This window comes from Kluyvera georgiana (assembly GCF_050990895.1).
Taxonomy (GTDB): domain Bacteria; phylum Pseudomonadota; class Gammaproteobacteria; order Enterobacterales; family Enterobacteriaceae; genus Kluyvera; species Kluyvera georgiana.
Genome location: NZ_CP158865.1, coordinates 3,980,206 through 4,001,768, shown reverse-complemented (window position 1 = coordinate 4,001,768; position 21,563 = coordinate 3,980,206). Strand labels below are relative to the sequence as shown.

At 54.6% G+C, this 21,563-nt stretch carries 20 protein-coding genes; 16 read left to right on the top strand and 4 right to left on the bottom strand.

Features of this window, described 5'->3' with window-relative positions:
* The first annotated feature begins 51 nt into the window (after positions 1–51).
* Positions 52–1,209 carry a DNA-binding transcriptional regulator CdaR gene (cdaR, locus tag ABTW00_RS19090; protein WP_035891956.1) on the top strand — a complete coding sequence of 386 codons (1,158 nt, stop codon included), beginning with the start codon at positions 52–54 and terminating at the stop codon, positions 1,207–1,209.
* A gap of 110 nt (positions 1,210–1,319) precedes the next feature.
* Here the strand turns inward: cdaR and ABTW00_RS19085 are convergent, their stop codons facing one another.
* The 4 genes from ABTW00_RS19085 to map all read right to left on the bottom strand — a co-directional run bounded on the left by ABTW00_RS19085 (position 1,320) and on the right by map (position 6,193).
* On the bottom strand, positions 1,320–1,700 hold the full coding sequence (locus ABTW00_RS19085) for a DUF3461 family protein (RefSeq protein WP_065356560.1): 381 nt from the start codon (positions 1,698–1,700) through the stop codon (positions 1,320–1,322).
* Between the two features lie 108 nt (positions 1,701–1,808).
* Positions 1,809–2,633: a 2,3,4,5-tetrahydropyridine-2,6-dicarboxylate N-succinyltransferase gene (gene dapD / locus ABTW00_RS19080; protein WP_052285401.1), complete on the bottom strand. Its 825-nt coding sequence runs from the start codon at positions 2,631–2,633 to the stop codon at positions 1,809–1,811.
* A gap of 33 nt (positions 2,634–2,666) precedes the next feature.
* Positions 2,667–5,339, bottom strand: a complete 2,673-nt coding sequence (glnD, locus tag ABTW00_RS19075; RefSeq protein ID WP_433636910.1) for a bifunctional uridylyltransferase/uridylyl-removing protein GlnD — start codon at positions 5,337–5,339, stop codon at positions 2,667–2,669.
* Between the two features lie 59 nt (positions 5,340–5,398).
* Entirely contained in the window at positions 5,399–6,193 is a 795-nt protein-coding gene (gene map / locus ABTW00_RS19070) for a type I methionyl aminopeptidase (RefSeq protein WP_163447268.1), read from the bottom strand.
* Positions 6,194–6,525: 332 nt separating this feature from the next.
* On the opposite strand from map, the gene rpsB reads away from it, so the two are divergent.
* The 15 genes from rpsB (at position 6,526) to rnhB (ending at position 21,529) form a co-directional block, all read left to right on the top strand.
* Positions 6,526–7,251, top strand: coding sequence for a 30S ribosomal protein S2 (rpsB, locus tag ABTW00_RS19065; protein WP_064547569.1), 726 nt, complete (start codon positions 6,526–6,528; stop codon positions 7,249–7,251).
* A 135-nt stretch (positions 7,252–7,386) separates the two neighbouring features.
* Positions 7,387–8,238, top strand: coding sequence for a translation elongation factor Ts (gene tsf, locus ABTW00_RS19060; RefSeq protein WP_064547572.1), 852 nt, complete (start codon positions 7,387–7,389; stop codon positions 8,236–8,238).
* A gap of 169 nt (positions 8,239–8,407) precedes the next feature.
* Positions 8,408–9,133 carry a UMP kinase gene (gene pyrH / locus ABTW00_RS19055; RefSeq protein ID WP_000224567.1) on the top strand — a complete coding sequence of 242 codons (726 nt, stop codon included), beginning with the start codon at positions 8,408–8,410 and terminating at the stop codon, positions 9,131–9,133.
* A 151-nt stretch (positions 9,134–9,284) separates the two neighbouring features.
* Positions 9,285–9,842 carry a ribosome recycling factor gene (gene frr, locus ABTW00_RS19050; protein WP_064547574.1) on the top strand — a complete coding sequence of 186 codons (558 nt, stop codon included), beginning with the start codon at positions 9,285–9,287 and terminating at the stop codon, positions 9,840–9,842.
* Positions 9,843–9,928: 86 nt separating this feature from the next.
* Complete coding sequence (gene ispC, locus ABTW00_RS19045; protein WP_433636885.1) at positions 9,929–11,125, top strand: 1-deoxy-D-xylulose-5-phosphate reductoisomerase; 1,197 nt, start codon at positions 9,929–9,931, stop codon at positions 11,123–11,125.
* A gap of 237 nt (positions 11,126–11,362) precedes the next feature.
* Complete coding sequence (ispU, locus tag ABTW00_RS19040) at positions 11,363–12,121, top strand: (2E,6E)-farnesyl-diphosphate-specific ditrans,polycis-undecaprenyl-diphosphate synthase (protein WP_064547625.1); 759 nt, start codon at positions 11,363–11,365, stop codon at positions 12,119–12,121.
* Between the two features lie 12 nt (positions 12,122–12,133).
* Complete coding sequence (gene cdsA / locus ABTW00_RS19035; protein ID WP_064547578.1) at positions 12,134–12,991, top strand: phosphatidate cytidylyltransferase; 858 nt, start codon at positions 12,134–12,136, stop codon at positions 12,989–12,991.
* Between the two features lie 11 nt (positions 12,992–13,002).
* Positions 13,003–14,355 (top strand): sigma E protease regulator RseP, encoded by a 1,353-nt coding sequence (rseP, locus tag ABTW00_RS19030; protein ID WP_064547580.1) that lies wholly within the window; start codon positions 13,003–13,005, stop codon positions 14,353–14,355.
* Positions 14,356–14,386: 31 nt separating this feature from the next.
* The gene (bamA, locus tag ABTW00_RS19025) at positions 14,387–16,798 is read left to right on the top strand and encodes an outer membrane protein assembly factor BamA (RefSeq protein WP_064547582.1); all 2,412 of its coding nucleotides are present in this window, start codon (positions 14,387–14,389) and stop codon (positions 16,796–16,798) included.
* 124 nt (positions 16,799–16,922) lie between these two features.
* The gene (gene skp / locus ABTW00_RS19020; RefSeq protein WP_064547584.1) at positions 16,923–17,408 is read left to right on the top strand and encodes a molecular chaperone Skp; all 486 of its coding nucleotides are present in this window, start codon (positions 16,923–16,925) and stop codon (positions 17,406–17,408) included.
* 3 nt (positions 17,409–17,411) lie between these two features.
* On the top strand, positions 17,412–18,437 hold the full coding sequence (lpxD, locus tag ABTW00_RS19015) for a UDP-3-O-(3-hydroxymyristoyl)glucosamine N-acyltransferase (RefSeq protein ID WP_064547586.1): 1,026 nt from the start codon (positions 17,412–17,414) through the stop codon (positions 18,435–18,437).
* Between the two features lie 103 nt (positions 18,438–18,540).
* Positions 18,541–18,996 (top strand): 3-hydroxyacyl-ACP dehydratase FabZ, encoded by a 456-nt coding sequence (gene fabZ, locus ABTW00_RS19010; RefSeq protein WP_052285413.1) that lies wholly within the window; start codon positions 18,541–18,543, stop codon positions 18,994–18,996.
* Positions 18,997–18,999: 3 nt separating this feature from the next.
* Positions 19,000–19,788 (top strand): acyl-ACP--UDP-N-acetylglucosamine O-acyltransferase, encoded by a 789-nt coding sequence (lpxA, locus tag ABTW00_RS19005; protein ID WP_064547588.1) that lies wholly within the window; start codon positions 19,000–19,002, stop codon positions 19,786–19,788.
* Positions 19,788–20,936, top strand: a complete 1,149-nt coding sequence (gene lpxB, locus ABTW00_RS19000; protein WP_433636880.1) for a lipid-A-disaccharide synthase — start codon at positions 19,788–19,790, stop codon at positions 20,934–20,936. Before lpxA ends, lpxB begins: the two co-directional genes overlap by 1 nt.
* Complete coding sequence (gene rnhB / locus ABTW00_RS18995; protein ID WP_065356566.1) at positions 20,933–21,529, top strand: ribonuclease HII; 597 nt, start codon at positions 20,933–20,935, stop codon at positions 21,527–21,529. Before lpxB ends, rnhB begins: the two co-directional genes overlap by 4 nt.
* Positions 21,530–21,563: the final 34 nt, after the last annotated feature.

Here is a 21,563-nt window from a genome sequence, read left to right as displayed (position 1 = left end):
GCAGGCTTTTCTCATCTTTCTTATCATGTAACCTGCTCACAGGAGGGGTTCATGGCTAGCTGGCATCTCGATACTAAAATGGCGCAGGATATCGTGGCGCGCACCATGCGCATCATTGATACCAATATTAACGTGATGGATGCCCGTGGACGCATTATCGGCAGCGGCGATCGCGAGCGTATTGGGGAATTGCACGAAGGTGCGCTGCTGGTGCTGTCGCAGGGCAGGGTAGTAGACATCGACGATGCGGTGGCGCGCCATCTGCACGGTGTGCGTCAGGGGATCAACCTGCCGCTGCGTCTGGAAGGCGAAATTGTCGGCGTCATCGGCCTGACCGGCGAACCGGAGACGCTGCGTAAATATGGCGAACTGGTGTGCATGACGGCGGAGATGATGCTGGAGCAGTCGCGTCTGATGCATCTGCTGGCGCAGGACAGCCGCCTGCGGGAAGAGCTGGTCATGAATCTGATTCAGGCCGAGGAGAATACCCCTGCGTTGACCGAATGGGCGCAGCGTTTGGGGATCGACCTGAACCAGCCGCGTGTGGCGGCGGTGGTCGAAGTTGATAGCGGACAGCTTGGCGTCGACAGCGCCATGGCCGAGTTACAGCAGTTGCAAAACGCGCTGACCACGCCGGAGCGTAACAACCTGATTGCTATCGTCTCTTTGACTGAAATGGTGGTGCTGAAACCGGCGCTCAATCAGTTTGGCCGCTGGGATGCTGAAGACCACCAGAAGCGCGTGGAGCAGTTGATTTCCCGCATGAAAGAGAACGGTCATCTGCGTTTTCGCGTAGCGTTGGGCAACTACTTTACCGGGCCGGGTAGTATTGCCCGTTCGTACCGTACCGCCCGTACCACCATGATGGTGGGCAAACAGCGCATGCCCGAGAGCCGCAGCTATTTTTACCAGGATTTGATGCTGCCGGTGCTGCTCGACAGCCTGCGCGGTGGTTGGCAGGCCAACGAGCTTTCGCGCCCGTTGATGCGCCTGAAGGCAATGGATAACAACGGTCTGCTACGTCGTACGCTGACAGCGTGGTTTCGCAACAATGTTCAGCCGCTGGCAACCTCAAAGGCACTGTTTATTCACCGCAATACGCTGGAGTATCGGCTGAACCGTATCTCAGAGTTAACCGGGTTGGATTTGGGGAATTTTGACGACAGGCTGCTGCTGTATATTGCGCTGCAATTAGATGAGCAGCGATGATAAAACCGTAGAGCGTGCGGTCTGTGTCGGCCTGATAAGCGTCGCGCCATCAGGCAAAACGCCGGGTGGCGGCTTCGCCTTACCCGGCCTACGAATACATCCACATGCTGCTATTTACGCGTCAACTTCTCCAGATCGGCCTCAATTTCGCTGATCTTATTGGTCACGACGCTTTCCAGGTGGCGCAGATCGTCAAGGATCTTACGTTTCAGGTCGACTTCGCTGCGATCGCGCTGGCAAATCTGGTCCAGCTCATCAATCACGTAACGCAGGTTCGGGCTAATTTCCTGTACTTCTTTGAAGCCCTGACCGTCACCGGCGATGGTTTTACGCTGACGCGGATATTTGAACTTCACGCTCTTGGCGAAAAATTCACCCTTATCCTTCTGGAAATAGATTTTCAGGATATCGTTGTTGGCTTCCTGCCGGAGGCTGTAACGATCGATTTCATCGGGATTGGTAATGCCCAGGCTTTTCAAATTATCGTACATAGCGGTACCCCTGATCTAATTTAACTATTGAATAATTAACGAAAAAATCAAAATCCGCCAGCGTAAGAATAAAAAAAAGCGGGGTTGCCCCCGCTTTTTCGCTTCTTATTAATCGATAGTACGCAGTAGCTCGTTGATACCGACTTTACCGCGGGTCTTCGCGTCGACCTTCTTCACAATCACCGCGCAGTACAGGCTGTACTTGCCATCTTTAGAAGGCAGGTTGCCGGAGACGACAACGGAGCCTGCCGGAACGCGGCCGTAGAACACTTCACCGGTTTCGCGATCGTAGATTTTGGTGCTCTGACCGAGGTAGACGCCCATCGAGATGACGGAGCCTTCTTCCACGATCACACCTTCCACCACTTCAGAACGCGCGCCGATAAAGCAGTTGTCTTCGATGATGGTCGGGTTCGCCTGCAGCGGCTCCAGTACGCCACCGATGCCGACGCCGCCGGACAGGTGAACGTTTTTACCGATCTGCGCGCAGGAACCCACGGTCGCCCAGGTATCCACCATGGAGCCTTCGTCAACGTAGGCGCCGATGTTCACATAGGACGGCATCAGCACGGTGTTGCGGGCGATATAGGCACCCTGACGAACGGCTGCCGGCGGCACCACGCGGAAACCTTCTTTCTGGAAACGCGCTTCGTCGTAATCAGCGAATTTCATCGGGACTTTATCGAAGTAGCGGCTTTCCGCACCGTCGATAACCTGGTTATCGTTAATACGGAAAGAGAGCAGAACCGCTTTCTTCAGCCACTGGTGAGTGACCCACTGGCCGTCGATCTTTTCAGCGACACGCAGCGCGCCGGAATCCAGCAGGGAAATCACCTGGTTAACCGCTTCGCGGGTTACGGTATCCACATTTGCCGGCGTGATGTCGGCGCGACGCTCAAAAGCGGACTCAATAACGTTCTGTAATTGCTGCATTGTTTACTCTTTCCATTCACTAATAAAAATACGTCACCCTTTATCGTTTGGATTGAGGGCTGCTGTCAACCGTTGTTGCACTTCTTGTTGCAGCTCATTATTAAGGGCACGCCGGTCGGCGGTGGCGATTATAAATAAATCTTCTACTCGTTCACCAATTGTCGTAATTCTGGCCCCGTGTAGCGAAATACCGAGGTCGGCAAACACCTGACCGACGCGCGCAAGCAGGCCCGGCTGGTCGAGGGCGATCAGCTCAAGGAATGAGCGGCGGTCGGTATGGGTCGGCAGGAAATTGACCTCGGTATCGACAGAGAAGTGGCGCAGTTTGGCCGCCTGACGACGCGGCTGCGGCGGCTGCCAGCTACGCTGGGTAATCGCCTGTTCCAGCCCTAAGCGGATGGCTTCGTGGCGATCGCTGGAGAGGGGGCTACCATCGGGCTCAAGCACGATAAAGGAGTCCATCGCCATACCGTCGCGGGTGGTAAAGATCTGTGCGTCGTGGACGCTCAGGTTGCGGCGGTCCAGCTCGGCGCAGACGGCGGCAAACAGGTACGGGCGGTCCGGACTCCAGATAAAGATCTCGGTGCCGCCGCGCGTTGCCTGCGGGCTCAGCAGGATCATCGGCTGACTGAGATCGTGTTTAAGCAGGTGACGAGCGTGCCACGCCAGCTGGTTCGGCGTGTGGCGAACAAAGTAGTTGGCGCGGCAGCGGTTCCAGATCTGGTGCAGCGCCTCTTCATTGATGTTGTCCATGCGCAGCAGCGCCAGCGCCTGCATCTGGTGATGACGTACGCGCTCGCGCATATCCGGCGTGTTTTGCATCCCGCGGCGCAGCTGTTTTTCGGTGGCGAAGTACAGCTCGCGTAGCAGGCTCTGTTTCCAGCTGTTCCACAAGGTTTCGTTGGTCGCGCAAATATCGGCGACCGTCAGGCACACCAGGAAGCGTAGACGATGTTCGGTCTGTACCTCTTCGGCGAACTGCTTGATGACTTCCGGATCCTGAATGTCGCGGCGCTGGGCGGTGACCGACATCAGCAGATGCTGGCGCACCAGCCACGCGACCAGCTGGGTTTCGCGCGAATTCAGACCATGCAATTCGGCGAATTTCAGCACGTCCTGCGCGCCGAGGATCGAGTGGTCGCCGCCGCGCCCTTTGGCGATATCGTGGAACAGGGCGGCAATCAGAATCAATTCCGGATGGTTGAGCCGCGGCCAGAGATCGACGCACAGCGGGTGGCGCGAACGCGTCTCCTCATGGGCAAAGCTTTCCAGCTTCAGCAGCACGCGAATGGTGTGCTCGTCGACGGTGTAGGCGTGGAACAGATCGAACTGCATCTGGCCGACGATATACGACCACTGTGGCATATAGGCCCACAGCACGCTGTGGCGGTGCATCGGCAGCAGGCCACGACTTACCGCGCCGGGGTGGCGCAGCATGTTGAGGAACAGCGCGCGTGCTTCCGGGATATAGCACAGCGGCTCGGTCAGGTGACGTCTGGCGTGGCGCAGATGGCGCAGCGTAGTGGAATAGATGCCAGTGATGTTACTGTTACGTACCATCATATAGAACATCCGCAAAATGGCCTGCGGTTCGCGGATAAACAGCGTATCGTCGCGCAGATCGATCAGCGTCCCGCGCAGCTGGAAGTCGTCGTCGATAGCCCGTGGTTTTTCATCTTCCGTCAGGGCGAGAATCGCCTCATCGAACAGCTGCAATAGCATGTGGTTCAGCTCACCGACGCGGCGGGTGACGCGATAGAAATCCTTCATCATGTGTTCGATCGGCTGATTGCCTTCGCCGGCATATTTCAGCCGCTGGGCGACGCTGAGCTGACGATCGAACAGCAGGCGGTTATCGTAGCGGTTGAGCTCAAGATGCAGGGCAAAGCGAATACGCCACAGCAGATGCAGACACTCGTTAAGCTCGTTACGCTCGGCCTCAGTGAGGAAGCCAAAGCTGACCATCTCGTCGAGAGACGTGGCGCCAAAGTGGCGGCGGGCGACCCACTGAATGGTGTGGATGTCGCGCAGGCCGCCGGGGCTGCTTTTGATGTCCGGTTCCAGATTGTAGCTGGTACCGTGGTAGCGCTGGTGGCGCGCCTCCTGCTCGGCGACTTTCGCCGGGAAGAAGTTTTCCGACGGCCAGAAGCCTTCGCTGAAAATATGTTTTTGCAGTTCGAGAAACAGCGCAACGTCGCCGATCAGCAGACGCGATTCAATCAGGTTGGTGGCGACGGTTAAATCGGATAACCCTTCCAGCAGGCACTCTTCCAGCGTACGCACGCTGTGGCCGACTTCCAGCTTGATATCCCACAGCAGCGTCAGCAATTCACCGATTTTCTGCGCCTGCTCGTCGGAGAGCTTTTTGCGGCTGAGAATTAGCAGGTCGACGTCGGAAAGCGGATGCAGTTCGCCGCGACCATAGCCGCCGACGGCGACCAGCGCCGCGTCCTCAACCTCGCCAAAACCGTAGTGCAGCCACAGGCGCTGGAGCATCTGGTCGATAAATTCGGTGCGCGCCTCTATGAGCTGTTCAGCGCTGACGCCTTCGTCGAACGCGGCTCCGAGCCAGCGCTGGAAGGCGTCCAGCCGGCTTTTTATATCGGCGCAGTTCAGGCTGTCCTCGGGCCAGTATACCGGGTTGTCCGGCTGGCCGGGCAGAGCGGGGAGGGGGGTACAAGCCAGTTCAGGTATGGAGTTACTCATTGCGCCACCCATAAGAAAAAACGATTACCAAAAAAAAGCCGGCGTGCGCCGGCTTTTCATTATTCGTTGTGCGAGATTATCGCCGGGATGGTGTCATCCGAGCGTAACGTCAGTATTTCGCAGCCGTTGTCTGTCACCACAATAGTATGCTCGTACTGTGCAGACAAGCTCCGGTCTTTGGTTTTTACCGTCCAGCCGTCCTTCATGGTACGAATCTCTTTCTTCCCGGCGTTGACCATCGGTTCGATGGTGAAGGTCATGCCTTGCTTGAGGACCACGTCGGTTTCACGAGAGTCATAGTGCAGCACCTGCGGTTCCTCGTGGAAGCCGCGGCCAATGCCGTGACCGCAGTATTCGCGCACCACGGAGAAACCTTCCGCTTCAACGAATTTTTGAATCGCCGCGCCAATTTCGCGCAGGTTCACGCCCGGCTTCACCATTTTGAGCGCCAGGTACAGGCTCTCCTGGGTAACGCGGCACAGACGTTCGCCGAGAATGGTCGGTTTGCCAACGATGAACATTTTTGAGGTATCGCCGTGGAACTCGTCTTTAATCACGGTCACGTCGATGTTGACGATATCGCCATCTTTCAGATGTTTTTCGTCATCCGGAATGCCGTGGCACACCACTTCATTGATAGAGATACAGACCGATTTCGGATACCCGTGGTAGCCGAGGCAGGCGGAGATTGCTTTCTGTTCGTTGACAATATAGTCGTTGCAAATGCGATCCAGCTCGCCGGTGGTCACGCCAGGCTTGACGTGCGGGGCGATCATTTCCAGCACTTCAGCGGCCAGACGGCCAGCAACGCGCATTTTTTCAATATCTTCTGGAGTCTTAATAGAAATAGCCATGGAATATGTCCATCAGTGTCGATTTTTTCGACAATAATTGAGTATTAGTGATGTCAATGTTAACAGCCAGGAGTACCCCCTGCCAAATTGAGAATCATTCTGAACTTCGCCTTTCGTGCCCCGCGTCGGCGATAACAACTGTTGGTATCTGTATCGGTTTTATGGTATAAAGCGCGCCGAACTTCCGCTCATTGTTTTGTCCGGAAGCGACAAATCTCACTTTGTGTAAATAACACACACGTATCGGCACATATTCCGGGGTGCCCTTTGGGGTCGGTAATATGGGATACGTGGAGGCATAACCCCAACTTTATCTATAGAGGTTTTAAACCATGGCAACTGTTTCCATGCGCGACATGCTCAAGGCTGGTGTTCACTTCGGTCACCAGACCCGTTACTGGAACCCGAAAATGAAGCCTTTCATCTTCGGCGCACGTAACAAAGTTCACATCATCAACCTTGAGAAAACTGTACCGATGTTCAACGAAGCTCTGGCTGAACTGAACAAGATCTCTTCTCGTAAAGGTAAAATCCTTTTCGTTGGTACTAAACGCGCTGCAAGCGAAGCTGTGAAAGAAGCTGCTCTGAGCTGCGACCAGTTCTTCGTGAACCATCGCTGGCTGGGCGGTATGCTGACTAACTGGAAAACCGTTCGTCAGTCCATCAAACGTCTGAAAGATCTGGAAACTCAGTCTCAGGACGGTACTTTCGACAAGCTGACCAAGAAAGAAGCGCTGATGCGTACTCGTGAGCTTGAGAAACTGGAAAACAGCCTGGGCGGTATCAAAGACATGGGCGGCCTGCCGGACGCACTGTTCGTTATCGATGCTGACCACGAGCACATTGCTATCAAAGAAGCGAACAACCTGGGTATCCCGGTATTCTCTATCGTTGATACCAACTCTGATCCAGATGGCGTTGATTTCGTTATCCCGGGTAACGACGATGCAATCCGTGCTGTGACCCTGTACCTGAGCGCTGTAGCTGCTACCGTTCGTGAAGGCCGTTCTTCCGATCTGGCTTCCCAGGCGGAAGAAAGCTTCGTAGAAGCTGAGTAATAAGGCACGCTCGTTAGAGCCCTTATAAACCAGGTAGTAACACGTTTGGTTAGGGGGCCTGTTTATGGCCCCCTTTTTCACTTTTAAATCTGTGCGGTTTTTGCCGGGCAGATCAAATCTTCCGAGGATTTTAGAATGGCTGAAATTACCGCTTCCCTGGTAAAAGAGCTGCGTGAACGTACTGGCGCAGGCATGATGGATTGCAAAAAAGCCCTGACTGAAGCTAATGGCGACATCGAGCTGGCAATCGAAAACATGCGTAAATCTGGCGCGATCAAAGCGGCGAAAAAAGCAGGCAACGTTGCTGCTGACGGCGTGATCAAAACCAAAATCAACGGCAACATCGCGTTCATTCTGGAAGTTAACTGCCAGACTGACTTCGTTGCTAAAGATGCGGGTTTCCAGGCTTTCGCTGACAAAGTGCTGGACGCTGCCGTTGCTGGCAACATCACCGACGTTGAAGTTCTGAAAGCACAGTTCGAAGAAGAACGCGTTGCGCTGGTTGCTAAAATCGGTGAGAACATCAACATCCGTCGCGTGGCTTCCCTGGAAGGCGAAGTACTGGGCAACTACCAGCACGGTGCGCGCATCGGCGTTCTGGTTGCGGCAACTGGTGCTGACGAAGAGCTGGTTAAACAGCTGGCAATGCACGTTGCTGCAAGCAAGCCGGAATTCGTTAAGCCGGAAGACGTTTCCGCTGAAGTGGTAGAGAAAGAATACCAGGTACAGCTGGATATCGCGATGCAGTCCGGTAAGCCGAAAGAAATCGCAGAGAAAATGGTTGAAGGCCGCATGAAGAAATTCACCGGCGAAGTTTCTCTGACCGGTCAGCCGTTCGTTATGGATCCGAGCAAGTCTGTTGGCCAGCTGCTGAAAGAGCACAACGCTGACGTGACTGGCTTCATCCGCTTCGAAGTGGGCGAAGGCATCGAGAAAGTTGAGACTGACTTCGCAGCAGAAGTTGCTGCTATGTCCAAGCAGTCTTAATTGCAGTAAAGGAGCCGCCTGAGGGCGGCTCTCTTTTGTGTAGTAAAGCATCTGTAGTAAAGAACATCGTCATGTGGAAATCAGCCAGCTCCTATAGGGTTCAGGTGGCAAGGAACGCATGATGTCACTTGAATTAAACCATCCCATTCGTGACACCTCAGGAAAGAAAATGGCTACCAACGCAAAACCTGTCTACAAACGTATTCTGCTCAAGCTTAGCGGCGAAGCCTTGCAGGGCACTGAAGGCTTCGGTATTGACGCAAGTATTCTTGACCGTATGGCGCAAGAGATTAAAGAACTTGTTGAGCTGGGCATCCAGGTGGGGGTCGTTATTGGTGGTGGCAACCTGTTCCGTGGTGCGGGTCTGGCGAAAGCCGGTATGAACCGCGTTGTGGGCGACCACATGGGCATGCTGGCAACGGTAATGAACGGCCTGGCAATGCGTGACGCACTGCATCGCGCCTATGTGAACGCCCGCCTGATGTCGGCAATTCCGCTGAACGGTGTTTGCGACAACTACAGCTGGGCAGAGGCGATCAGCCTGCTGCGTAATAACCGCGTCGTGATTCTGTCCGCCGGTACCGGTAACCCGTTCTTTACCACCGACTCCGCAGCCTGCCTGCGCGGCATCGAAATCGAAGCCGACGTGGTACTGAAAGCAACTAAGGTTGATGGCGTCTTCACCGCTGACCCGGCGAAAGACCCGTCTGCCACCATGTACGATCAGCTGACCTACAGCGAAGTACTGGATAAAGAACTGAAAGTCATGGATCTGGCGGCCTTTACGCTGGCTCGTGACCATAAACTGCCGATTCGCGTATTCAACATGAACAAACCGGGCGCGCTGCGCCGCGTGGTGATGGGCGAAAAAGAAGGCACTTTGATTACGGAATAATTTCCGTGACGGCCAATTCCGGGTAAGATTTGTCTTTACCCGGCAGAATGACATTATTCTGTGGCATGATTTAAACGAGACTATACTTAGCGCATTCATAGCAATGTGCCATTGTCTGGTCGACTGAGACTAGTTTTCAAGGATTCGTAACGTGATTAGCGATATCAGAAAAGATGCTGAAGTACGCATGGAAAAATGCGTAGAAGCGTTCAAAAACCAAATCAGCAAAATTCGCACGGGTCGTGCTTCTCCCAGCCTGCTGGACGGCATTGTCGTTGAGTATTACGGCACCGCAACCCCGCTGCGTCAGCTGGCAAGCGTCACCGTAGAAGATACCCGTACGCTGAAAATCAACGTATTTGACCGTTCTATGGGCCCGGCCGTTGAAAAAGCGATCATGGCGTCTGACCTCGGTCTGAACCCAAGCTCTGCGGGCACCGATATCCGCGTTCCGCTGCCTCCGCTGACCGAAGAACGTCGTAAAGACCTGACCAAAATCGTTCGTGGCGAAGCAGAACAAGCGCGCGTTTCCGTGCGTAACGTTCGTCGCGATGCGAACGACAAAGTGAAGGCGCTGCTGAAAGACAAAGAGATCAGCGAAGACGACGATCGCCGCTCTCAGGAAGAAGTTCAGAAACTGACCGACGCTGCTATCAAGAAAGTGGAAGCGGCGCTGGCAGAGAAAGAAGCGGAACTGATGCAGTTCTAAGCTGTGTAAGTTGTGCGATTAACGCCGTACAGGGAGCATGATTGCTTCGCTGGCGGCGTTTTGCTTTTTACTATCCTGGAACACTCATGAAGCGATTAACTGTCCTGGGCTCAACAGGCTCGATTGGCTGCAACACGCTGGACGTGGTGCGTCATAACCCTGAAGATTTTACCGTAACGGCGCTGGTAGCAGGTAAAAACGTCGATCGCATGGTCGAACAGTGCCTCGAGTTTGCCCCTCGCTATGCGGTGATGGATAACGCGAAAAGCGCTGACGCGGTAAGGCTTGCACTGCGAGAACACGGTAGCTGTACCGAGGTGCTGAGCGGGCAACAGGCGGCGTGTGACGTCGCGGCGCTCGACGAGGTGGATCTGGTCATGGCCGCAATCGTCGGTGCGGCAGGGCTGGTACCGACGCTGGCGGCCATCCGCGCGGGGAAAACCATTCTGCTGGCGAACAAAGAGTCGCTGGTGACCTGCGGGCGGCTGTTCCTCGAAGCGGTAAAACAGCACGGCGCACAGCTTCTTCCGGTCGACAGTGAACATAACGCTATCTTTCAGAGTTTACCGCAAAGTTTTCAGTCCGACTTAGGGTACGCTGACCTGTCGCAGCATGGAGTCTCCTCCATACTGCTAACCGGGTCTGGTGGCCCGTTCCGTGAGACGCCGATTGCAGAACTGAGCGCAATGACGCCGGATCAGGCATGCCGTCATCCGAACTGGTCGATGGGTCGCAAGATTTCCGTCGACTCGGCCACCATGATGAATAAAGGTCTGGAATACATCGAAGCCCGCTGGCTGTTCAATGCATCAGCGCAGCAGATGGAAGTACTGATTCATCCGCAGTCGGTGATCCACTCGATGGTGCGTTATCAGGACGGTAGCGTGCTGGCGCAGTTGGGTGAGCCTGATATGCGGACGCCGATTGCCAATACCATGGCCTGGCCGCAACGTGTTGTCTCCGGAGCGAAGCCGCTGGACTTCTGTAAGATGGGGGCACTGAGCTTCTCTGAGCCGGATTACGGGCGCTACCCTTGCCTGAAGCTGGCGATGGACGCGTTCGAACAGGGGCAGGCGGCGACCACCGCGCTGAATGCGGCCAACGAAATCTCCGTGGCGGCATTCCTCGAGGGGCAGATCCGCTTTACCGATATTGCGGCGCTCAATCTGGCCGTGCTGGAACAGCTCGATCTCAGCGAACCACAGAGCGTGGATGAGGTGCTGATTATCGATGCCAGTGCACGTGAAGCGGCCACCCTGCAGACGAAATATTTCGTCAGGTAATGAGAGCAGAATCAGCATACTGGCCGTCATGGCATTTGTTAGCATCTGGCTTCAGTGATATAGTCTGCGCCACCCTATCGCAGTGCGTTTTGGCTGGCCGATAGGGAGAGCCGTGATTTAGCACGGCTTTTTTGCGAGACAAAGATACGTAAAATCAATCGGGCTTGCCCGAGCGATAAAGTGTATAGCTGTATTCCGGGGTACCGCTCATCCCTTTTCATGGATTATAAACGCGTTATGTTGTCTGCTAATCAACCAACCAGTGAGAATTCGCCAGCCCACGGTTGCCGCCATGTGGCAATCATTATGGATGGCAACGGCCGCTGGGCGAAGAAGCAAGGTAAGATTCGCGCCTTTGGGCACAAAGCCGGGGCGAAATCCGTGCGTCGTGCTGTCGCCTACGCCGCGAGTAACGGTATTGAGGCATTGACGCTATACGCGTTCAGCAGTGAAAACTGGAACCGCCCTGAGCAAGAGGTGAGCGCTCTGATGGAGCTGTTCGTCTGGGCGCTGGATAGCGAAGTGAAAAGCCTGCACCGCCATAACGTTCGGCTGCGGATTATTGGCGATACCCGTCGGTTTAACTCACGCCTGCAAGAGCGGATCCGTAAAGCGGAAGCGCTGACGGAAAATAATACGGGGTTAACATTGAACATTGCCGCCAACTACGGCGGACGATGGGATATTGTTCAGGGAGTTCAGCGCTTAGCCGAACAGGTTCAGGAGGGGAAACTCCGCCCCGATCAAATCAATGAAGAACTGCTGAGTCAGCAGGTCTGCATGCATGAACTGGCTCCCGTAGATTTAGTGATTAGGACCGGGGGAGAGCATCGAATCAGTAATTTTCTTATCTGGCAAATTGCCTATGCTGAACTTTACTTTACAGATGTTCTTTGGCCCGATTTCGATGAACAAGACTTTGAGGGTGCACTGCATGCGTTTGCCAATCGCGAACGGCGTTTCGGTGGCACCGAGCCTGGTGGCGACAAGGCCTGATGGGGGTAGCTTTTGCTGAAGTATCGCCTGATTTCTGCATTAATTTTAATACCGGTTGTCATTGCAGCCCTGTTTTTGCTGCCTCCTGGCGGCTTCGCTATTGTTACGCTGGTCGTTTGTATGCTGGCGGCATGGGAATGGGGGCAATTAAGCGGTTTCACCTCGCGCACCCAACGCGTGTGGCTGGCGGTACTGTGTGGCCTGTTGCTGGCAGTGATGCTCTTTATGATCCCGGAGTATCATCATAATATTCACCAGCCGGTGGTGGAAACATCGCTGTGGGCTTCGCTGGTCTGGTGGGTTGTGGCGCTGGTTTTAGTCCTCTTTTATCCTGCCTCTGCGGCGTTCTGGCGCCAGTCGAAGACCTTACGCCTGATTTTCGGCATCGTGACGATTGTGCCGTTCTTCTGGGGCATGCTGGCGCTGCGCGCCTGGCATTATGATGAAAACCATTACAGCGGTGCGCTGTGGCTGCTTTACGTCATGATCCTGGTCTGGGGGGCAGATTCCGGCGCTTATATGTTTGGCAAACTCTTTGGCAAACATAAGCTGGCACCTAAGGTGTCGCCGGGTAAAACCTGGCAAGGGTTTATCGGTGGTCTGGTGACGGCAGCGATTATCTCCTGGGCCTATGGCCTGTGGGCAAATCTGGACGTTGCACCATCCATACTGTTAACCTGTTCCATCGTGGCTGCGCTGGCTTCCGTTCTGGGCGATCTCACCGAGAGTATGTTCAAGCGTGAAGCGGGTATTAAAGACAGCGGTCATTTGATTCCCGGTCATGGCGGGATCCTTGACCGAATCGACAGCCTGACGGCGGCGGTACCGGTCTTTGCCTGCCTGCTGTTGCTGGTTTTCAGGACGATTTAACGGATGGACTTATGCTGAGCATTCTCTGGAACCTGGCCGCGTTTATTATTGCGCTAGGGGTATTGATCACCGTACACGAATTTGGTCATTTCTGGGTTGCTCGGCGCTGCGGAATCCGTGTAGAGCGCTTTTCTATCGGCTTTGGTAAAGCGCTGTGGCGCCGCGTTGATAAGCGCGGCACCGAATTTGTTGTTGCCCTTATCCCGCTGGGCGGCTACGTCAAGATGCTCGACGAACGCGTTGATGCGGTGGCGCCAGAAATGCGCCATATGGCATTCAACAATAAAACGGTAGGCCAGCGCGCCGCCGTTATCGCTGCGGGCCCCATCGCCAACTTCCTTTTCGCCATCTTCGCCTATTGGCTGGTGTTTATCATCGGTGTCCCTGGTATTCGTCCGGTTGTTGGTGAAATAACCGCCAATTCCATCGCAGCGACCGCACAAATTGCACCAGGCACGGAACTAAAAGCCGTAGATGGTATCGAAACGCCTGACTGGGATGCTGTGCGCATGGCGCTGGTGGCCAAAATTGGTGATGAAAGCACCACTCTCACCGTGGCCCCTTTCGGCAGCGAGCAGCGTCAGGATAAAATCCTCAACCTGCGGAACTGGGCGTTCGAGCCGGATAAAGAAGATCCGGTCACTTCGCTCGGTATACGTCCGCGCGGTGCGCAAATTGAGCCGGTGCTGGCAGAGGTGCAATCTGACTCTGCGGCACGTAAAGCCGGTTTACAAGCAGGGGATCGGATCGTTACAGTCAACGGTCAACCGCTGACGCAATGGATGACGTTTGTTACGCTGGTGCGTGATAACCCCGGCAAAGCGTTACAGCTGGAGATCGAAAGGCAGGGCAGTCTCTTGTCTTTAACTCTGATACCGGATACAAAACACGGTAGCGGAAAAGCGGAAGGGTTCGCAGGGGTAGTACCGAAGATTATCCCGCTGCCTGAGGAATACAAAACAGTGCGCCAGTATGGGCCGTTCAGCGCCATCGTCGAAGCCACGGAGAAAACCGGGCAGTTGATGAAGCTGACGGTCAGTATGCTGGGAAAATTGATCACCGGTGACGTCAAACTGAACAACCTCAGTGGGCCGATTTCAATCGCCCAGGGGGCTGGGATGTCTGCGGAATATGGGCTGATTTACTACCTGATGTTTCTTGCACTCATCAGCGTGAATTTAGGCATAATCAACCTGTTCCCGCTCCCTGTATTAGATGGGGGACATTTGCTGTTTTTGGCGATTGAGAAGCTGAAAGGCGGCCCGGTATCCGAGCGAGTTCAAGACTTTAGTTACCGCATCGGCTCGATTCTGCTGATGCTGTTAATGGGGCTTGCACTTTTCAATGATTTCTCTCGGTTGTAAGAGAGTTAGTTAGGAAGAACGCATAATAACGATGGCGATGAAAAAGTTGCTTATAGCGTCGCTGCTGTTTAGCAGCGCGACCGTATACGGTGCTGACGGGTTCGTGGTGAAGGACATTCATTTCGAAGGCTTGCAGCGTGTCGCTGTTGGTGCGGCCCTTCTCAGTATGCCAGTACGTCCTGGCGATACCGTCACTGATGACGACATCAGTAACACCATTCGCGCCCTGTTTGCGACGGGCAACTTTGAGGACGTTCGCGTTCTGAGAGACGGCGATGTGTTGCTGGTGCAGGTCAAAGAGCGTCCAACCATTGCCAGCATCACCTTCTCCGGCAACAAGTCGGTGAAAGATGACATGCTCAAGCAAAACCTGGAAGCCTCTGGCGTTCGCGTCGGTGAATCTCTCGACCGTACCACGCTCTCCGATATCGAGAAAGGGCTGGAAGATTTCTACTACAGCGTCGGTAAATACAGCGCCAGCGTGAAGGCGGTTGTGACACCGCTGCCGCGTAACCGCGTCGACCTGAAGCTGGTCTTCCAGGAAGGGGTCTCTGCGAAGATCCAGCAGATCAACATCGTCGGTAACCATGCGTTCAAGACCGAAGATCTGATCTCCACTTTCCAGCTGCGTGATGAAGTTCCATGGTGGAACGTCGTTGGCGATCGTAAATATCAGAAACAGAAGCTGTCTGGCGACCTTGAAACCCTGCGCAGCTACTATCTGGATCGCGGCTATGCGCGTTTCAACATCGATTCCACTCAGGTGAGTCTGACGCCGGATAAAAAAGGCATCTATATCACCATTAACATCACCGAAGGCGACCAGTACAAACTGTCTGGCGTCCAGGTGACCGGTAACCTGGCGGGTCATTCGGCTGAAATTGAAAGCCTGACCAAAATTGAGCCGGGCGAGCTGTATAACGGCGCGAAAGTGACCAAAATGGAAGATAACATTAAGAAACTTCTAGGTCGCTACGGTTATGCATACCCACGCGTACAGTCTCAGCCGGAAATCAACGACACTGATAAAACCGTTAAGCTGCACATCAACGTTGATGCCGGCAACCGTTTCTACGTGCGTAACATTCGCTTCGTCGGTAACGACACGTCGAAAGATTCCGTTCTGCGCCGTGAAATGCGCCAGATGGAAGGGGCATGGCTCGGCGGCGACCTGGTTGACCAGGGGAAAGATCGTCTGAACCGTCTGGGCTTCTTCGAAACGGTTGATACGGAAACGCAGCGCGTACCGGGTAGCCCGGACCAGGTAGACGTGGTCTACAAGGTCAAAGAGCGTAATACCGGTAGCTTCAACTTCGGTATCGGTTACGGTACAGAAAGCGGCGTGAGCTTCCAGGCGGGCGTTCAGCAGGATAACTGGTTAGGTACCGGTTACTCTGTCGGTATCAACGGTACCAAGAACGACTACCAGACCTATACCGAGCTTTCTGTGACCAACCCGTACTTTACGGTTGATGGCGTTAGCCTTGGCGGTCGTGTCTTCTACAATGACTTTAAAGCGGATGATGCTGACCTGTCGTCCTACACCAACAAAAGTTATGGTGTAGACGGTACGCTGGGCTTCCCGATTAACGAATACAACTCACTGCGTGCGGGTCTGGGCTACGTCCATAACGACCTGTCCAATATGGAACCGCAGGTGGCGATGTGGCGTTATCTGGACTCTATCGGCCAGTCAGCTGGCAAAACCAGCGATGACAACGGTTTCTCGGCAAACGACTTCACCTTCAACTACGGTTGGACATATAACAAACTCGACCGCGGCTACTTCCCGACGGACGGTTCACGTGTCAACCTGAACGGTAAAGTGACGATTCCGGGCTCTGATAACGAGTTCTACAAAATCACGCTGGATACGGCGTCTTACTTCCCGATTGATGATGACCATCAGTGGGTGGTGCTGGGTCGTACCAAGTGGGGTTACGGTGACGGTCTGGGCGGTAAAGAACTGCCGTTCTATGAGAACTTCTATGCCGGTGGCTCCAGCACCGTGCGTGGCTTCCAGTCCAACACCATCGGCCCGAAAGCGGTCTACTATGGTGCATCCGGTCTGGATAACTGCGACCAGTCTGGTGGTTACTGTAAGTCTGATGATGCCGTCGGCGGTAACGCCATGGGCGTGGCCAGCCTTGAGCTGATCGTCCCGACGCCGTTTATCAGCGATAAGTACGCGAACTCGGTCCGTACGTCGTTCTTCTGGGATATGGGTACCGTTTGGGATACCAACTGGGAGAATACGGCGGCAATGAAGGCTGCTGGCGTTCCTGACTACAGCGACCCGAGCAATATCCGTATGTCCGCGGGCATCGCATTACAATGGATGTCACCATTGGGGCCGTTGGTCTTCTCCTACGCCCAACCGTACAAGAAATACGATGGAGACAAGTCCGAGCAGTTCCAGTTTAACATTGGTAAAACCTGGTAATTGCTCTTTGCAAAGGAATGCGGGTTCAGTGTAGTTTGCTGGCATTAGGCGATAGCGTCAGGTGGCTTCGGCCACCAAAAGAACAGTACCTTCGGGTACGTATGGGATGGTAAGGAGTATTATTGTGAAAAAGTGGTTAGTCGCTGCAGGTCTGGGTTTAGCAATGGCGGCGTCTGCTCAGGCAGCAGACAAGATTGCAATTGTTAACATGGGTAGCCTGTTCCAGCAAGTTGCACAGAAGACGGGCGTTTCCAGCACCCTGGAAAACGAATTCAAAGGCCGTGCTGGCGAACTTCAGCGCATGGAAGGTGACCTGCAGTCTAAAATGCAGCGTCTGCAGTCTATGAAAGCAGGTAGCGATCGCACCAAACTGGAAAAAGACATCGCTTCCCAGCGTCAGACTTTCTCCCAGAAAGCGCAGTCGTTTGAGCAGGATCGTGCTCGTCGTACCAACGAAGAACGTGGCAAACTGGTTACACGTATCCAGACTGCTGTGAAATCCGTTGCTGCAAGCCAGAGCATCGACCTGGTGGTTGACGCTAACGCCGTTGCATTCAACAGCAGCGATGTCAAAGACATCACCGCTGATGTACTGAAACAGGTTAAATAAGTAATGCCTTCAATTCGACTGGCTGACTTAGCTCAGCAGTTGGATGCGGAATTACACGGTGATGGCGATATCGTCATCACCGCTGTCGCGTCCATGCAATCCGCTAAGGCGGGTCATATCACGTTCCTGGTTAACCCCAAGTATCGTGAACACCTGTCCGCTTGCGAAGCGTCGGCGATTGTCCTGACGCAAGATTTACTGCCTTTTGCCAAAGGCGCTGCGCTGGTAGTGAAGAACCCCTACCTCACTTACGCACGCATGGCACAAATTTTAGATACCACGCCACAGCCGGCGCAGGATATCGCCCCGAGCGCGGTCATTAGTCCAACCGCAACCCTCGGTAACAACGTCTCTATCGGTGCGAACGCGGTGATTGAGTCTGACGTTGTGCTTGGCGATAACGTCGTGATTGGGGCGGGGTGCTTCGTTGGCAAAAAAACGAAAATTGGCGCGGGTTCTCGCCTGTGGGCGAATGTAACCATTTACCACGAAGTCGAGATCGGCGAAAATTGCCTGATCCAGTCCAGTACCGTCATCGGTTCTGACGGCTTTGGTTATGCCAACGATCGCGGCAACTGGGTGAAGATCCCTCAGTTAGGGCGGGTGATCATTGGCGATCGCGTCGAGATTGGCGCCTGCACGACGATCGACCGCGGCGCGCTGGACGACACGCAAATTGGCAACGGTGTTATCATTGATAACCAGTGCCAGATTGCGCACAACGTAGTGATTGGCGACAATACTGCGGTCGCAGGCGGCGTGATTATGGCCGGTAGCCTGAAAATTGGTCGTTACTGCATGATTGGCGGTGCCAGCGTGATTAACGGCCACATGGAAATCTGCGACAAAGTCACCGTTACCGGTATGGGCATGGTAATGCGCCCGATTACCGAACCTGGCGTATACTCGTCCGGTATTCCGCTCCAGCCTAACAAGACCTGGCGCAAAACGGCTGCACTGGTGATGAATATTGATGAAATGAGCAAGCGTCTCAAAGCAGTTGAACGCAAGCTTGATAATCAAGACTAATTTTCATCGGTATCGCATGATACTTTCCGGCCTGTCGGCATTCTTGTAATCCGGCAGGCCGTGTTATTATTGCCCCTTAGTATATTTTGACAGGAAGAGTATTTTGACAACTGACACTCATACTCTGCACATTGAAGAGATTTTAGAACTTCTGCCGCACCGTTACCCGTTCTTACTGGTAGACCGCGTGCTGGATTTTGAAGAAGGTCGTTTTCTGCGCGCAGTGAAAAATGTTTCCGTAAATGAGCCGTTTTTCCAGGGCCACTTCCCTGGCAAGCCGATTTTACCGGGCGTGCTGATTCTGGAAGCTATGGCGCAGGCCACGGGTATTCTGGCGTTTAAAAGCGTCGGTAAACTGGAGCCAGGCGAGCTGTACTATTTTGCAGGCATTGATGAAGCGCGCTTCAAGCGTCCTGTCGTGCCTGGCGATCAGATGATTATGGAAGTTACCTTCGAGAAAACCCGCCGTGGCCTGACTCGCTTTAAAGGCGTTGCGCTGGTCGATGGTAAAGTGGTTTGCGAAGCAACAATGATGTGCGCGCGTAGCCGGGAGTCCTGATCCGTGATTGATAAAACCGCCTTTATCCATCCTACCGCCATTGTGGAAGACGGTGCCGTTATCGGCGCTAACGCCCACATTGGCCCGTTTTGTATTGTGGGGCCTAACGTCGAAATCGGCGAAGGTACCGTACTGAAGTCTCATGTTGTGGTTAACGGCCATACCAAAATTGGCCGTGATAACGAGATCTATCAGTTCGCCTCTATCGGGGAAGTTAACCAGGATCTGAAATATGCTGGTGAGCCGACTCGCGTGGAAATTGGCGATCGCAACCGCATTCGCGAAAGCGTCACCATTCACCGTGGCACAGTACAGGGCGGTGGATTGACGAAGGTGGGCAGCGATAACCTGCTGATGATCAACGCCCACGTGGCGCACGATTGTACGGTAGGCGACCGCTGCATCCTGGCCAATAACGCCACCCTCGCTGGACACGTTTCGCTGGATGATTTCGTTATCATCGGCGGTATGACCGCGGTGCATCAGTTCTGCATCATCGGCGCGCACGTGATGGTTGGCGGCTGTTCTGGCGTTGCTCAGGACGTTCCGCCGTACGTTATTGCTCAGGGCAACCACGCGACGCCGTTTGGCGTCAACATCGAAGGTCTGAAGCGCCGTGGCTTTAGCCGCGAAGCGATCACCGCGATTCGCAATGCTTATAAAGCGTTGTACCGCAGCGGCAAAACGCTGGAAGAAGTGAAACCGGAAATCGCCGAACTGGCGAAGCAGTATCCGGAAGTTCAACCCTTTAGCGATTTCTTTGCCCGCTCCACGCGCGGCCTGATTCGTTAATGGCTGAACAGCGTCCCCTGACGATTGCCGTGGTCGCCGGAGAAACCTCCGGCGATATTCTTGGTGCAGGCCTCATTCGCGCCCTCAAGGCACGCGTACCCAACGCGCGCTTTGTCGGCGTGGCCGGTCCGCGTATGCAGGCCGAAGGCTGCGAAGCCTGGTACGAGATGGAAGAGCTGGCGGTGATGGGCATCGTCGAAGTGCTGGGGCGACTGCGTCGTCTGCTGCATATCCGCGCCGATCTCACCCAACGCTTTACCGATCTGAAGCCTGATGTTTTTGTCGGTATTGATGCTCCTGACTTCAATATCACGCTGGAAGGCAACCTCAAAAAACAGGGGATCAAGACGATCCACTACGTCAGCCCGTCCGTGTGGGCCTGGCGACAGAAACGCGTCTTCAAAATTGGCAGAGCCACCAACATGGTGCTCGCATTTCTGCCTTTTGAAAAAGCGTTTTATGACAAATTTAACGTCCCGTGCCGCTTTATCGGACACACCATGGCTGACGCCATGCCGTTGGATCCGGATAAAAACGCCGCGCGGGATACGCTGGGTATCGCCCACGATGTCCACTGTCTGGCGATGCTGCCGGGTAGCCGTGGGGCAGAAGTGGAGATGCTCAGCGCCGACTTTTTAAAAACCGCGCAGCTGTTGCGCCAGCAGTACCCCGATCTTGAAGTGGTGGTACCGTTGGTAAACGCAAAGCGTCGCGAGCAGTTCGAACGTATCAAAGCTGAAGTGGCGCCGGATCTCCACGTACATATGCTAGACGGCATGGCGCGCGAGGCGATGATCGCCAGCGACGCGGCGCTGCTGGCCTCCGGTACGGCGGCGCTGGAGTGCATGCTGGCCAAGTGTCCGATGGTGGTGGGCTATCGCATGAAACCGTTCACTTTCTGGCTGGCAAAACGGCTGGTGAAAACCGAGTATGTTTCGCTGCCGAACCTGTTGGCCGGCCGCGAGCTGGTTAAAGAGCTGCTGCAGGATGAGTGTGAGCCGCAGCGGCTGGCCGAGGCGTTACAGCCACTTCTGGCCAACGGTAAAACCAGCCACGCGATGCACGATACCTTCCGTGAACTGCACCTGCAAATTCGCTGTAACGCAGACGAACAGGCGGCAGACGCGGTGCTGGAGCTAGCACAATGATTGAATTTGAATATCCCCATACCCATCTTGTGGCGGGTGTGGATGAAGTCGGACGTGGCCCGCTGGTTGGCGCGGTCGTCACGGCGGCGGTGATCCTCGATCCTGCCCGTCCGATTGTCGGGCTGAATGACTCTAAAAAACTCAGCGAAAAGCGCCGACTGGCGCTGTTTGACGAGATTAAAGAGAAAGCGCTGTGCTGGAGCCTTGGTCGCGCCGAGCCGCATGAAATCGACGAGCTCAATATTCTGCATGCCACCATGCTGGCGATGCAGCGCGCGGTGGCGGGGCTGTCTATTGTGCCGGAATACGTGCTGATTGACGGCAATCGCTGTCCCAAACTGCCGATGCCGTCGCTGGCGGTAGTAAAGGGCGATAGCCGGGTGGCAGAAATCAGCGCAGCGTCTATTCTCGCTAAAGTCACGCGCGATGCGGAAATGGCCGAACTGGACACGGTGTTTCCGCAGTACGGTTTTGCCCAGCACAAGGGCTACCCAACCGCTTTTCATCTGGAAAAGTTAGCGCAATATGGCGCAACCGAACATCACCGACGCAGCTTTGCTCCCGTCAAACGCGCACTGGGACTGGCGTCCTGATTCGTGTGTCGAGAATAAGTAAACCGGAATCTAA